Source organism: Pseudomonas sp. 43A (assembly GCF_013363935.1).
GTDB classification, from domain to species: domain Bacteria; phylum Pseudomonadota; class Gammaproteobacteria; order Pseudomonadales; family Pseudomonadaceae; genus Aquipseudomonas; species Aquipseudomonas crudilactis.
The window spans coordinates 2258916-2273075 of record NZ_CP054880.1 but is presented as its reverse complement, the minus strand read 5'-3'; the positions used below and the strand labels follow the sequence as shown (position 1 = coordinate 2273075).

Genomic DNA, 14160 nt, shown 5'->3' with positions numbered 1-14160 from the left:
AATGAAACTGCTGATTACCGGCGCCACGGGATATATTGGTGAACGACTGACCAGCTTGGCAGCCAGAGATGGACATGACGTCTATTGCGCCAGCCGCAAACCTACTCTGACGAAGTACAAATGGCTGCCATTCGACTTGGGCTCACCCACGCTCGAAATACCGCAAGATTGCAAGGCACTGGTCCACCTTGCCGCCGATACCAGCCACAACAAGAACACGTCCTCCGAAACCGAAATAATCGCTGCCAGAGCGCTAATTCAACAGTCATCACTCACCGGCACGAAGATCATCTTCATCTCCAGCCAGACCGCTTCGCCTGACGCACCGACTTCGTACGGGCAGACCAAGTGGCGCATTGAACAGGACATCCTTGCCGCCGGTGGCGTGGTGATCAGACCAGGACAGGTGTATGGCGGCCAGGAGCGCGGACTTTTTGGGGTTCTGTCGTCATTGGTGCGTCGCGTGCCGGCCATTCCTGCCCTGCTACCGGCACCGTTGATCCAGCCCATACACGTTGACGACCTGGCCGCAGCGATACTCACGGCAGCCGACAATAACGACATTAGAGGGGAAACCCTTTCGCTGGGGATGATCCAGCCCATCTCCTTTGGCGCCTTCCTGGAATCCATCGCGACCGACAAGCTGCACAAGCTCCGCTTACCTGTGCCGCTTCCCGTCCCCCTGATTAACCTCGGCACCGCGATCCTCGGAAAAAACCTGACCGCCAGGCTGGGACTTGATCGCCTGCTCTCGCTACTAAGCCTCAAGCCGATGCAATCGCAAGCCTCACTGATCCGACTAGGAATAACGCTGCGACCGCTTGCCGATGGAATGCACAAATCCGGGAGCGGCCGGCGTCGGCGCCTGCTTATCGAAGCCAATACCTTTTTGAGCTACCTGCTCAAATGCCAACCACACAAAGACTTGCTTCGTCGCTACGCGAGAGCCATCGAGATCCTTGATGACGGGCAGGCGCTGCTTGACTCCAAAACGCTCTCAAAACTTCCCTGCGCCGTGGCTCTTCTGGACACCGGCGCTGTGCGAAACACAGTGTACGGACAAGCCATTTCCAGGCGACTGCACATGGCAACGGCGTTGGCGGAAGCCAGCCCCCAAGGTGCCAGCACCTTTCTCGGGCTCAAGCGGCCCGCAGGATTTGCCAGAGCCTTTATTGCGCTGGGCATGGCCGTGCTGAAGGACATCTGCTGGCGCGTACTGTCCATCGTTGCCAGTCCGGTGCTTCCACGCCTCGTTAAAAGGAAGATCCAGCGTGACGACTGATTTTGATGTGATCATTGTGGGCAGCGGCCCGGCAGGAACCTCGGCGGCCTATCCATTGGTCCAGGCCGGACTGCGCGTGCTAATGGTTGATGCCAGCACCCCATCCCACAATCCCCCCCCCCCGGCCGGCAACTACCTCCATAACCGGGCAACCGATCCACTGCAATGGAAATGGATGGTCGGCGAGAGCTTCCACGCTCTCAACAATATGGATGCGGTTTCTCCAAAGCTGAAAACCCCCACGCACAAAAAAACCTTCGACCGCTTCAATGAAGCCAACGGCTTGAAGACAGAGAACTTCATCTCGATTGGCTCGCTGGCAACCGGAGGCCTTTCAAATGCGTGGGGCTGTGGCGTAGCACGATTCAATACAAATGATTTCGCAGGACTGAACCTGGCGCAGTCCGGGATTGAAGAATCCTACGAGATCGTTGCAAAACGCATGGGCATCAGCGGAAATGGCGCGGATGACCTGTCCGGCTATTTCGGCGTAGATCAGTGGGCGCAACCCTCGATCCCGATGGACAACCTTCATCACCAACTGCTGGGCAAATACACCCGTCAACGACAATCCGCACCCGCAAGCGGGTTTCGCATGGGGCGCTCACGCATCGCCGTATTGAGTCAGAACCTTGATGACCGCAAAGCCTGCGATCTCTCAGGCAACTGTTTGTGGGGATGTGACAATCACTCACTTTACTCGGCAGAGCAGGAAATTCCGAAACTGAAAGCCTACCCCGGATTTTTCCATGAGACCGGCTTTCTGGTTGACGCCATCAGCAAGCACAACGACGTTTGGACGATCTCCGACAAGCAAGGCCGAACAACGTTTTCGGCCAAACGACTGTTACTCGCCGCCGGCACCCTGGCGACGACAAAGCTGACACTCCAATATCTAGGGCACACCGCTCCTGTCGCACTTCAATCTTCTCCCACCGCGGCCTTCCTGCTTTGGCTGCCGCAACAACTGGGAGCACAGAGAGCGTCGACAGTAGGCTTGGGACAGTTGTCATTTGCCCTTGAGCTAGGTCCTGAACTGACGGCGTTTGGCTCCACGTTCAGCACCACCGGCCTGCCCATGTCCGAATTCGTCAGCCGGGCCCCCTTGAGCAAAAGATATAGCATCGAGCTCATGAGCAACCTGTTGAGCTCATGCCTGGTAGGAAATGTCTTTTTGCCCGGACACCTGTCCAACCACAGTGCCACCCTGACCGATGACGGACGCCTGTCAATCAAAGGCGTAGAACATCCGGACACACCGGCACTGATGAAAAGAACACAGGCCCTACTGCGTAAAGCTTATTGGAAACTTGGGGCGATCCTGATGCCCATGAGCTTTACAGTGGGCAAACCGGGTGCAGACATTCACTACGCCTCAACTTTCCCCATGCGGGCAACCCCAGGTGAAGGCAACACAAACCTTGTTGGCGAATTGGCAGGACATGAAAACCTGCACATTGTTGATGGCGCATGCCTCCCTCAATTAACAGAGAAGTCCCACACCCTTACCATCATGGCAAACGCTGACCGCATCGCTCGAGCACTACTGACCAAAAGCACCGCCTGACCTGCGGAAAACTACAAGGGCCACATTCATTCACCCCACTAAACCGAGTCAAATCACAGGCACAAAAAAGGGCGACCGAAGTCGCCCTTTTTCATGATCAAGCAGAACTTAGTTCTGTTTGGCCATTGCCTGGCGCAGCAGTGCCGCCATGGTGGTGTCGCCAGCAGGAGCTTCCTCAGCCTTCAGGCTTTGGATAGCTTCTTTCTCTTCAGCATCGTCTTTCGACTTGATGGAGAGCTGGATCACGCGGCTCTTGCGGTCAACGCTGATGATCTTGGCTTCTACTTCCTGGCCTTCTTTCAGAACGTTGCGCGCGTCTTCAACGCGGTCACGGCTGATTTCGGAGGCTTTCAGAGTCGCTTCGATATCGTCGGCCAGAACGATGATGGCGCCTTTGGCGTCAACTTCTTTCACAGTGCCTTTAACGATTGCGCCTTTGTCGTTCTCTTGAACGTACTCGGAGAACGGATCGCTTTCCAGTTGCTTGATACCCAGGGAGATACGCTCGCGCTCTGGGTCAACCGACAGGATAACGGTGTCCAGCTCGTCGCCCTTCTTGAAACGACGAACAGCTTCTTCGCCAACTTCGTTCCAGGAGATGTCGGACAGGTGAACCAGACCGTCGATGCCGCCGTCCAGACCAATGAAGATACCGAAATCGGTGATCGACTTGATGGTGCCGGAGATTTTATCGCCCTTGTTGAACTGGCCAGAGAAATCTTCCCATGGGTTAGATTTGCACTGCTTGATGCCCAGGGAGATACGACGACGCTCTTCGTCGATGTCCAGAACCATAACTTCCACTTCGTCGCCGACTTGTACGACTTTCGAAGGGTGGATGTTCTTGTTGGTCCAGTCCATTTCCGAAACGTGTACCAGACCTTCAACGCCTTCTTCCAGCTCAGCGAAGCAGCCGTAGTCGGTCAGGTTGGTTACACGAGCGGTAACGCGAGTGCTTTCTGGGTAACGGGCTTTGATAGCAACCCATGGATCTTCGCCCAGTTGCTTCAGGCCCAGGGAAACACGGTTGCGTTCGCGATCGTATTTCAGAACCTTAACGTCGATTTCGTCACCAACGTTGACGATCTCGGAAGGATGCTTGATGCGCTTCCAGGCCATGTCGGTGATGTGCAGCAGGCCGTCCACGCCACCCAGATCGACGAATGCGCCGTAATCGGTGAGGTTTTTGACGATACCTTTGACTTGCTGGCCTTCCTGCAGGGATTCCAGCAGAGCTTCACGCTCGGCGGAGTTCTCGGCTTCCAGGACGCTGCGACGGGAAACGACAACGTTGTTGCGCTTCTGGTCCAGCTTGATGACCTTGAATTCCAGCTCTTTGCCTTCCAGGTGCGTGGTGTCGCGCACTGGACGGACGTCAACCAGGGAACCTGGCAGGAACGCACGGATGCCGTTAACGTCGACAGTGAAGCCGCCTTTAACCTTACCGTTGATAACGCCCTTGACCACTTCCTCAGCTGCGAAGGCTGCTTCCAGAACGATCCAGCATTCAGCGCGCTTGGCTTTTTCACGGGACAGCTTGGTTTCACCGAAACCGTCTTCAACCGAGTCCAGAGCAACGTGAACTTCGTCACCGACATTGATAGTCAGATCGCCAGCGTCGTTGTAGAACTGCTCAAGCGGGATGAGTGCTTCAGACTTCAGGCCAGCGTGAACGGTTACCCAGCGAGCCTGGTAATCGATATCAACGATAACACCGGTGATGATGGAGCCTGCCTGAAGGTTCAGGGTTTTTAGGCTTTCTTCAAAGAGTTCCGCAAAGCTTTCGCTCATTTTAATTCCTGTAAATGAGGGCGAAGGATACGCCCATCTCCACACCCCAGACGGTGTGGGTTAGTTTCATATAGAAGAAGCGCCGCAGGACTATGACTGGTCCCCTGCAACCTTCTTGGTCACCCGGCGATATCGCGAATGGCGATCTCGCTCATGATGCGTTCAAGCACCTGATCGATGGACAACTCCGTGGAATCCAGCTGTATGGCGTCAGCCGCCGGCTTAAGCGGGGCTACCGCTCGCTGGGTGTCACGCTCGTCGCGTGCACGGATCTCATCTAGCAGACTCGACAGACTAACACCCTCGACTTTGCCCTTCAACTGCAAATATCGACGGCGCGCCCTCTCCTCGGCACTGGCGGTCAGGAAAATCTTCAGCGGCGCATCAGGAAAAACCACCGTACCCATGTCGCGACCGTCGGCCACCAGGCCCGGCGCTTCCTGGAATGCACGCTGGCGCTGCAGCAGCGCCTCGCGCACGGCGGGCAATGCAGCCACTTGCGAAGCACCGGAACCGACGCTTTCGGTACGAATGACATCGCTGACTTCGTCGCCTTCCAGAATGATCCGTTGCAACTGACCTTCGGTCGCCGCAATGAACTGAACATCCAGATGAGCGGCGAGTTTCTTCAGCAGCTCTTCATTGGTCAGATCCACACCGTGGTTGTGCGCAGCAAATGCCAGCAAGCGGTACAACGCACCGGAATCCAGCAGGTTCCAGCCCAGACGTTTGGCCAGAATTCCGGCTACGGTGCCTTTGCCCGAGCCGCTTGGCCCATCAATGGTGATGACCGGTGCAATGTTTTTCACGACTGAGCCTCTTGCGCCACACGAATACCGACCTGCCCGCACAGTGCGAGGAAGTTCGGGAACGACGTCGCGACGTTGGCACAATCATGGATGCGGATCGGTGCGGTGGCGCGCAGGGAGGCCACACTGAAAGCCATCGCGATACGGTGATCGCCATGACCATGCACTTCGCCGCCACCAATCTGGCCGCCGTCGATGATGATGCCGTCCGGGGTCGGCTCGCACTTGACGCCCAGCGCCAGCAAACCATCCGCCATGACTTGAATGCGATCCGACTCCTTGACCCGCAGCTCTTCAGCGCCAGTCAGCACGGTACGACCTTCGGCGCAGGCAGCCGCCACGAACAGCACCGGGAATTCGTCGATGGCCAGCGGAACCAGCTCTTCGGGAATCTCGATACCTTTGAGTTTAGCTGCCCGCACGCGCAGGTCAGCCACAGGCTCGCCGCCGACTTCACGCTGGTTTTCCAGAGTGATGTCCGCACCCATCAGGCGCAGGATGTCGATCACACCGGTACGAGTCGGGTTGATGCCGACGTGCTCAAGCACCAGCTCCGAACCTTCGGCGATCGAGGCCGCTACAAGGAAGAACGCTGACGACGAGATGTCGCCCGGCACTTCAATGTGAGTTGCGGTCAGTTTGCCGCCGGATTCAACCGAAGCCGTTGCGCCTTCAACGTTCACCGAATAACCGAAACCGCGCAGCATGCGCTCGGTGTGGTCGCGAGTCGGCGCTGGTTCGGTCACGGTGGTCTTGCCTTCAGCGTACAGACCGGCGAGCAGCAGGCAGGATTTCACCTGAGCACTGGCCATCGGCATGGTGTACGTCAGGCCTTTAAGCTTGTGACCACCACGAATGGTCATCGGCGGACGACCTTCAGCAGCGGTTTCAATCACGGCACCCATTTCACGCAGTGGATTGGCTACGCGATTCATCGGACGCTTGGACAGCGAGGCATCGCCAGTCAAAACGCTATCGAAGTTCTGCGCCGCCAGCAGGCCGGACAGCAAACGCATCGAAGTGCCGGAGTTGCCCAGATAGATCGGGCCCGGCGCCGGTTTCAGACCGTGCAGGCCGACACCGTGGATGGTCACGCGGCCGTGGTGCGGGCCTTCGATGACCACGCCCATATCGCGAAATGCCTGCAGGGTCGCCAGAGCGTCTTCGCCCTCAAGGAAGCCTTCGACTTCGGTGACGCCTTCGGCCAGCGAGCCGAGCATGATCGAACGGTGGGAAATGGATTTGTCACCCGGTACGCGAATCCGACCGGACAGGCGGCCACCAGGTTGAGCCAGGAAGATCAGATCGTTGGAATTCATAGCGTCCACATAGGCCCTGCGGGCCAGGATTTTACTGAAATGCTCGCGGGCAACCCGGGCGCGAGTGAAAACGCCCAACAATTGGTGCCCATCCCCTGCATCGACCGCGTCGCGCAAGGCGTCGAGGTCGCTGCGAAATGTATCGAGTGTGCGCAGGACAGCTTCGCGGTTGGCGAGAAAGATGTCGTGCCACATCACCGGGTCGCTTCCGGCGATTCTTGTGAAATCGCGGAAACCGCCCGCAGCGTAACGGAAGATCTCAAGATTTTCATTGCGCTTGGCCAACGAATCGACCAGACCAAAGGCCAGCAAGTGCGGCAGATGACTGGTCGCAGCCAGCACTTCATCGTGACGCTCGACCTGCATGTGCTCGACGTCGGCGCCCAGTTCTCGCCAGAGACGGTCGACCACAGCCAGCGCCGCCGGATCGGTTTGCTCGAGCGGCGTAAGAATCACCTTGTGACGACGGAACAGTTCGGCATTGGAGGCTTCCACCCCGCTCTGCTCGGAACCGGCAATAGGATGACCCGGCACGAAACGTGCCGGCATGCCGCCGAACGCCTCAGTTGCCGCGCGCACGACATTGCCTTTGGCGCTGCCGACATCAGTCAGAATCGCCTGCCCCAGATCCATGCTCGCCAGACGCGCGAGCACTTTTTCCATGGCCAGGATCGGCACTGCCAGTTGAATCACGTCGGCGCCCTGACATGCAGCCACCAAGTCGTCTTCGCAACGATCAACCACACCCAACTCGACCGCCAGCTTGCGCGATTGCGGGTCGAGATCGACCCCGACCACTTCGCGGCATACACCGCTTTCACGCAAGCCTTTGGCAAACGAACCACCGATCAACCCCAGACCGACCACTACAAGGCGCCCGATCATAGGTGCAGCAGATTGCAGTGCAGTGACATCACCCACGAGCCAGAACCTTGCGCAACGCTTCGAGGAAGCGGCTGTTTTCCGCCGGCAGACCAATGGTCACCCGCAGGTGGTTCGGCATGCCGTAGTTGGCCACTGGACGCACGATCACGCCTTCGCGCAGCAAGCCCTGGAATACCGGAGCCGCGACTTGAGCGAGGTCGACACAGATGAAGTTGCCTTTGGATTCAATCCAGCTCAAGCCCAACTCACGGAAACCGGCCTGCAACTGCTGCATGCCCGCCTCGTTGAGTTGACGGCTTTGCGCCAGATATTCCTCATCCTTCAGCGCTGCGCAGGCTGCCGCGAGGGCGAGGCTGTTGACGTTGAATGGCTGGCGAACACGGTTCAACACATCAGCGACGACCGGGGTGGACAGACCGTAGCCGACGCGCAGCGCTGCCAGACCATAGGCCTTGGAGAAGGTGCGCGATACCAGCAGATTCGGGTAAGCAGCGAGGAAATCCAGGCCATCCGGCAGATCGCTGCCTTCGGCGTACTCGATATAAGCCTCGTCGAGCACCACCAGCACATGCTCTGGAACATCCTGCAGGAACTCGTCCAGCGCTTCAGCACCGAACCAGGTGCCGGTCGGGTTGTTCGGGTTGGCGATGAACACCACGCGGGTATTGGCATCGATAGCGGCGAGCATTGCCGGCAGGTCATGCCCCCAATCCTTGGCCGGAACCACTTTGGCCTGAGCGCCTACCGCTTGAGTAGCAATCGGATACACCGCGAACGCGTGCTCACTGAACACTGCATTCAGGCCCGGCGCCAGATAGGCACGCGCGACCAGCTCAAGAATGTCGTTGGAGCCGTTGCCCAGCGTGACCTGGCTCAGTTCGACGCGGCATTGCTCGGCCAGCAGCGATTTCAGCGCGAAACCGTTGCCATCCGGATAACGGGTGAGCTCGGCCAGCTCTTCGCGGATGGCCGCCAAGGCTTTTGGACTGGCGCCCAGCGGATTTTCGTTGCTGGCCAGCTTGACGATTTTTGCCGGATCCAGATCCAGCTCGCGCGCCAGTTCGTCCACAGGCTTGCCCGGAACGTACGGCGAAAGTTGTTGCACGCCCGGCTGTGCCAGAGCGAGGAAATTGCCACTCATTTGCTACCGCCCCTTAGAGAACTGCTTTCGGGTAGGAACCCAGCACTTTGAGTGCTACCGCTTCCTGACTGATCTTTTCCAAAACACCTTTGATCAACGGATCACGGTGATGGCCGACGAAGTCGATGAAGAATACGTAGGTCCATTTGCCGCTGCGCGACGGACGGGTTTCGATACGGGTCAGGTCGATCCCGTTGTCATGGAATGGCACCAGCAGCTCATGGAGCGCGCCGGGTTTGTTGCTCATGGACACGATGATCGAAGTCTTGTCGTCGCCGGTCGGCGGCACTTCCTGATTACCGATCATCAGGAAACGCGTCGAGTTGTCCGGACGGTCTTCGATCTTCTCGGCCAGGCGGGTCAGACCATAAAGGCCTGCCGCCATGTCACCGGCAATCGCCGCCGAGTTCCACTCGCCTTTAACCCGCTTGGCCGCTTCCGCATTGCTCGATACCGCAACGCGCTCGACATTCGGGTAATGCGCGTCCAGCCACTTGCGGCACTGAGCCAGCGACTGTGCGTGGGAATAGATGCGGCTGATGCTGTCGGTTTTGGTGTTTTCACCGACCAACAGGTGATGGTGAATGCGCAGCTCGACTTCGCCACAGATGACCATGTCGTGTTCGAGGAAGCTGTCCAGCGTGTGGTTGACCGCGCCTTCGGTGGAGTTTTCCACCGGGACCACGCCAAAATTCACCGCACCGGCTGCCACTTCACGGAACACTTCGTCGATCGCCGCCATTGGCTTGCTGATCACCGCGTGACCGAAGTGCTTCATGGCTGCCGCTTGGGTAAAGGTGCCCTCAGGACCGAGGTAAGCCACTTTCAGCGGCTGCTCCAGCGCCAGGCACGACGACATGATTTCGCGGAACAACCGCGCCATCTCTTCGTTGCCCAGCGGCCCCTGATTGCGCTCCATCACGCGTTTGAGCACCTGAGCTTCACGCTCGGGACGATAGAACACCGGCACTTCGCCTTCGGCCAGCGAGGCCATCTTTACTCGCGCGACTTCCTGGGCGCAACGCGCACGCTCACTGATCAGCTCCATGACTTTGGTGTCCAGAGCGTCAATGCGAACGCGCAATGCCTTGAGTTCTTGCTCGGACATCAGCCGTGTTCCTTCTCGAATTCAGCCATGTACGCCACCAGCGCGTTGACCGCGGTGATGTCGACAGCGTTATAGATGGAGGCGCGCATGCCGCCCACGGAGCGGTGGCCTTTGAGATTGAGCAGGCCGCGCTCTTCGGCGCCGACGAGGAACGGCTTGTCGAGACGATCATCAGCCAGACGGAACGGCACGTTCATCCACGAGCGGTCCGACTTGTTGATCGGGTTGCTGTAGAGACCACTGGCGTCGATGAAGTCGTACAGCGTGCGCTGCTTGACGTCGTTGAGCCTGGCGATCGCGTCGACGCCACCCTGCTCTTTCAGCCACTGGAACACCAGACCGGACAGGTACCAGGCCAGGGTCGGCGGCGTGTTGTACATCGAACCGTTATCGGCTGCGACCTTGTAGTCGAGCATGGTCGGGCACAGCGAGCGCGCCTTGCCGAGCAAGTCTTCACGAATGATGTTGACGACGATACCGCTCGGGCCGATGTTTTTCTGCGCGCCGGCGTAGATCATGCCGAAACGCGAGATGTCGACCGGACGCGAGAGGATGTCCGAAGACATGTCAGCCACCAGCGGCACATCACCGACTTCCGGGATCCACTGGAATTCCAGACCGCCGATGGTTTCGTTCGGCGCGTAATGAACGTAAGCGGCGTCTTTCGACAGCTTCCACTCGTTCTGGCCCGGGATGGCGAAATAGTCGTAAGGCTTGGCGGTAGCGGCAACGTTGACGTGACCGTAGCGCGAGGCTTCTTCGATGGCTTTCTGCGACCAGATACCGGTGTCGATGTAGTCGGCCGAACCGCCTTCAGGCAGCAGGTTCAGCGGGATCTGCGCGAATTGCTGGCTGGCGCCACCTTGCAGAAACAGCACTTTATAGTTCGACGGGATATTCAGCAGGTCACGCAGATCCTGCTCGGCCTGGGTGGCAATGGACACGAACTCATCGCTGCGATGGCTCATTTCCATGACCGACAGACCCTTGCCGTGCCAATCAAGGAGTTCACCCTGGGCACGTTGCAGGACAGCTTCAGGAAGCGCCGCAGGACCGGCGCAGAAGTTATAGGCTCGCTTGCTCACATCCAATCTCGCTCTGATTTGGTGGTATCACATATCAGTCGGCGCCAATCGTGTGTGGGAGCGAGCTTGCTCGCGAAGGCGGACTGACATTCAACAATAATGTCGCCTGATACTCCGCTTTCGCGAGCAAGCTCGCTCCCACAAGGATCTCCATGGGCGCCGAAATTTCATACCGGACAAATAACAAGGGGGCGAATTCTCATCCGCCCCCTCGTTTGTCCGCTTATTCTTGCGGTTCTTCGTCTGCTGCGGCGTCGAGTTGCTGGTCTTCGCCAGCGTCGTCGATCACGACGCTGCCTTCGAACTCCTCGCCCTCTTCCCCTTCAAGCTCTTCACCTTCAATTTCCGAAGGCTCCTGAACCCGCTCCAGCCCGACCAGGGTTTCATCCTTCGCCAGCTTGATCAGCGTGACACCTTGAGTGTTACGGCCCAGGCTCGACACTTCGTCGACACGGGTACGCACCAGAGTGCCCTGATCGGAGATCAGCATGATTTCTTCACCGTCCTGCACCTGAACCGCGCCGACCAGACGGCCGTTACGCTCGTTGCTGACCATGGCGATAACGCCCTGACCACCACGCTTGTATTCAGGGAACTCGGTGATCGCCGTACGCTTGCCGTAGCCGCGCTCGGAGGCGGTGAGGATCTCGCTGCCTTCTTCCGGAATCAGCATGGAGATCAGCTTCTGCCCTTCCGGCAGACGCATACCACGCACACCGCGGGCGGTACGGCCCATGGCGCGAACTTCGGATTCCTTGAAACGCGTCACTTTGCCGCCGTCGGAGAACAGCATGATTTCCTGCTCGCCATCGGTGATAGCAGCGGAGATCAGGATGTCGCCTTCGTCCAGCTCCAGCGCGATCAGACCGACGCTGCGCTGACGGCTGAACGCCACCAGCGGGGTCTTCTTCACGGTACCGTTGGCGGTCGACATGAAGATGAACGGGGCTTTCTTGCGGTCAGCAGCTTTGATACGGGCACGACGCTCTTCGTCGGTCTCGTTGCTGTTTTCGATGTCTTCTACATCAGCCTCGACGCCTTCGGCTTCTTCTTCATCAGCCTGACGCTTCATGGCTTCGAGATCGACCGGCAGCATGGTGGTGATGTATTCGCCTTCGCTCAACGGCAGAAGGTTGACCAGCGGACGACCACGGGCAGCGCGGGACGCTTCCGGGATTTCGTAGGTCTTGAGCCAGTACACCTTGCCCTTGCTGGAGAACAGCAACAGCGTGGTGTGGCTGTTGGCAACCAGCAGGTGAGCGATGTAGTCCTCATCCTTGACGCCGGTGGCCGATTTGCCTTTACCGCCACGACGCTGAGCCTGGTACGCAGCCAATGGCTGGGTCTTGGCGTAACCACCGTGGGAAATGGTCACGACGCGCTCTTCTTCCGGGATCATGTCACCCAGGGTCAGGTCGAGACGGGCATCGAGAATTTCGGTGCGACGCACGTCGCCGTATTCGGCACGAATCACTTCCAGCTCTTCGCGGATCACTTCCATCAGGCGCACAGCGCTGTTGAGGATGCGGATCAGCTCGCCGATCTGGTTGAGAATCTCTTGATACTCGGCCAGCAGTTTTTCGTGTTCCAGACCGGTCAGACGGTGCAGACGCAGTTCCAGAATGGCTTGCGCCTGTTCTGGCGACAGGAAGTACTTGCCTTCACGCAGACCGTATTGCGGATCGAGGTTTTCCGGACGGCACGAATCGGCACCGGCACGCTCAACCATCGCCACCACTGCCGAGGATTCCCACGGTGTGCTGATCAGCGCTTCTTTCGCTTCCGAAGGGGTCGGCGAGGCTTTGATCAGGGCAATAACCGGGTCGATGTTCGACAGGGCAACGGCCTGACCTTCGAGGATGTGACCACGCTCGCGCGCCTTGCGCAGTTCGAACACAGTACGGCGGGTGACCACTTCGCGACGGTGACGGACGAAGGCTTCCAGCAGATCCTTGAGGTTGAGGATGCGTGGGCGGCCGTCGATCAGCGCAACGATGTTGATGCCGAATACCGATTGCAGCTGGGTCTGGGCGTAGAGGTTGTTGAGGATCACCTCAGGCACTTCGCCGCGACGCAGTTCGATCACGACGCGCATACCGTCCTTGTCGGACTCGTCGCGCAATTCGGTGATGCCTTCCAGCTTCTTCTCTTTGACCAGTTCGGCGATCTTCTCGATCAGACGCGCCTTGTTCAGCTGGTAAGGGAGTTCGGTGATGACGATCTGCTGACGGCCACCGACCTTGTCGATGTCTTCAATGATCGAGCGGGCACGCATGTAAATGCGCCCGCGACCGGTGCGGTAGGCTTCGATGATGCCGGCGCGACCATTGATGATCGCCGCGGTCGGGAAGTCCGGACCGGGGATGTATTGCATCAGCTCATCGACGGTCAGCTCAGGGTTGTCGATGAGCGCCAGGCAACCGTCGATGACTTCACCGAGGTTGTGCGGCGGAATGTTGGTCGCCATGCCCACGGCGATACCGCTGGAGCCGTTGACCAGCAGGTTGGGAATACGGGTCGGCATGACCGCCGGGATCATTTCGGTGCCGTCGTAGTTCGGCACCCAGTCCACGGTTTCCTTGTGCAGGTCAGCCAGCAGTTCGTGCGCCAGCTTGGTCATGCGCACTTCGGTGTATCGCATCGCCGCAGCGTTGTCGCCGTCGACCGAACCGAAGTTGCCCTGACCGTCTACCAGCAGGTAGCGCAGGGAGAAAGGCTGAGCCATACGAACGATGGTGTCGTACACGGCAGTGTCACCGTGCGGGTGATACTTACCGATCACGTCGCCGACAACACGGGCAGATTTCTTGTACGGCTTGTTGAAGTCGTTGCCCAGCTCGCTCATCGCGAACAGTACGCGACGGTGCACGGGCTTGAGGCCATCGCGCGCATCCGGCAGTGCACGGCCGACGATCACGCTCATCGCGTAGTCGAGGTAGGACTGTTTCAGCTCGTCTTCGATATTGACCGGGAGGATTTCTTTGGCCAGTTCGCCCATGAGAAGCCTGATTCCTTTTTCTGGTGAAACTTCGTCATATCCATGTGGGAGCAACGAAGCTCGTCGGGCCCGGCCGAGTGCCATGCGCCGACTTACGACAAATCAACAATCTGAAGAGTGGATTTGCGCAGTAAAGACAGCTCCGTGGAGCTGCCTCGGAAAACGCCGGATGTTA

Annotated in this window: 9 protein-coding genes; 2 read left to right on the top strand and 7 right to left on the bottom strand. The window is 58.5% G+C overall.

Annotation, left to right across the window (positions count from 1 at the left end):
• Position 1: 1 nt before the first annotated feature.
• Both HUW52_RS10125 and HUW52_RS10120 read left to right on the top strand, forming a co-directional pair.
• The gene (locus tag HUW52_RS10125; RefSeq protein ID WP_016986953.1) at positions 2-1282 is read left to right on the top strand and encodes an NAD(P)-dependent oxidoreductase; all 1281 of its coding nucleotides are present in this window, start codon (positions 2-4) and stop codon (positions 1280-1282) included.
• Complete coding sequence (locus HUW52_RS10120) at positions 1272-2849, top strand: FAD-dependent oxidoreductase (protein ID WP_175553537.1); 1578 nt, start codon at positions 1272-1274, stop codon at positions 2847-2849. Before HUW52_RS10125 ends, HUW52_RS10120 begins: the two co-directional genes overlap by 11 nt.
• A 108-nt stretch (positions 2850-2957) precedes the next feature.
• Here the strand turns inward: HUW52_RS10120 and rpsA are convergent, their stop codons facing one another.
• From rpsA to gyrA, 7 genes are all read right to left on the bottom strand, one after another.
• Entirely contained in the window at positions 2958-4640 is a 1683-nt protein-coding gene (gene rpsA / locus HUW52_RS10115) for a 30S ribosomal protein S1 (RefSeq protein WP_007908431.1), read from the bottom strand.
• Positions 4641-4759: 119 nt separating this feature from the next.
• Positions 4760-5449, bottom strand: coding sequence for a (d)CMP kinase (cmk, locus tag HUW52_RS10110; protein ID WP_064391442.1), 690 nt, complete (start codon positions 5447-5449; stop codon positions 4760-4762).
• On the bottom strand, positions 5446-7653 hold the full coding sequence (locus HUW52_RS10105; RefSeq protein WP_256668504.1) for a bifunctional prephenate dehydrogenase/3-phosphoshikimate 1-carboxyvinyltransferase: 2208 nt from the start codon (positions 7651-7653) through the stop codon (positions 5446-5448). The genes cmk and HUW52_RS10105 overlap by 4 nt, the downstream gene beginning before the upstream one ends.
• A gap of 28 nt (positions 7654-7681) precedes the next feature.
• A complete protein-coding gene (gene hisC / locus HUW52_RS10100; RefSeq protein ID WP_077574022.1) occupies positions 7682-8794 on the bottom strand; it encodes a histidinol-phosphate transaminase in 1113 nt (370 codons plus the stop codon).
• Positions 8795-8807: 13 nt separating this feature from the next.
• Positions 8808-9902 (bottom strand): prephenate dehydratase, encoded by a 1095-nt coding sequence (gene pheA, locus HUW52_RS10095; RefSeq protein ID WP_007908404.1) that lies wholly within the window; start codon positions 9900-9902, stop codon positions 8808-8810.
• Positions 9902-10987, bottom strand: coding sequence for a 3-phosphoserine/phosphohydroxythreonine transaminase (gene serC / locus HUW52_RS10090; protein ID WP_175553535.1), 1086 nt, complete (start codon positions 10985-10987; stop codon positions 9902-9904). Before serC ends, pheA begins: the two co-directional genes overlap by 1 nt.
• A gap of 223 nt (positions 10988-11210) precedes the next feature.
• A complete protein-coding gene (gene gyrA / locus HUW52_RS10085; protein WP_016986960.1) occupies positions 11211-13985 on the bottom strand; it encodes a DNA gyrase subunit A in 2775 nt (924 codons plus the stop codon).
• Positions 13986-14160 lie beyond the last annotated feature (175 nt).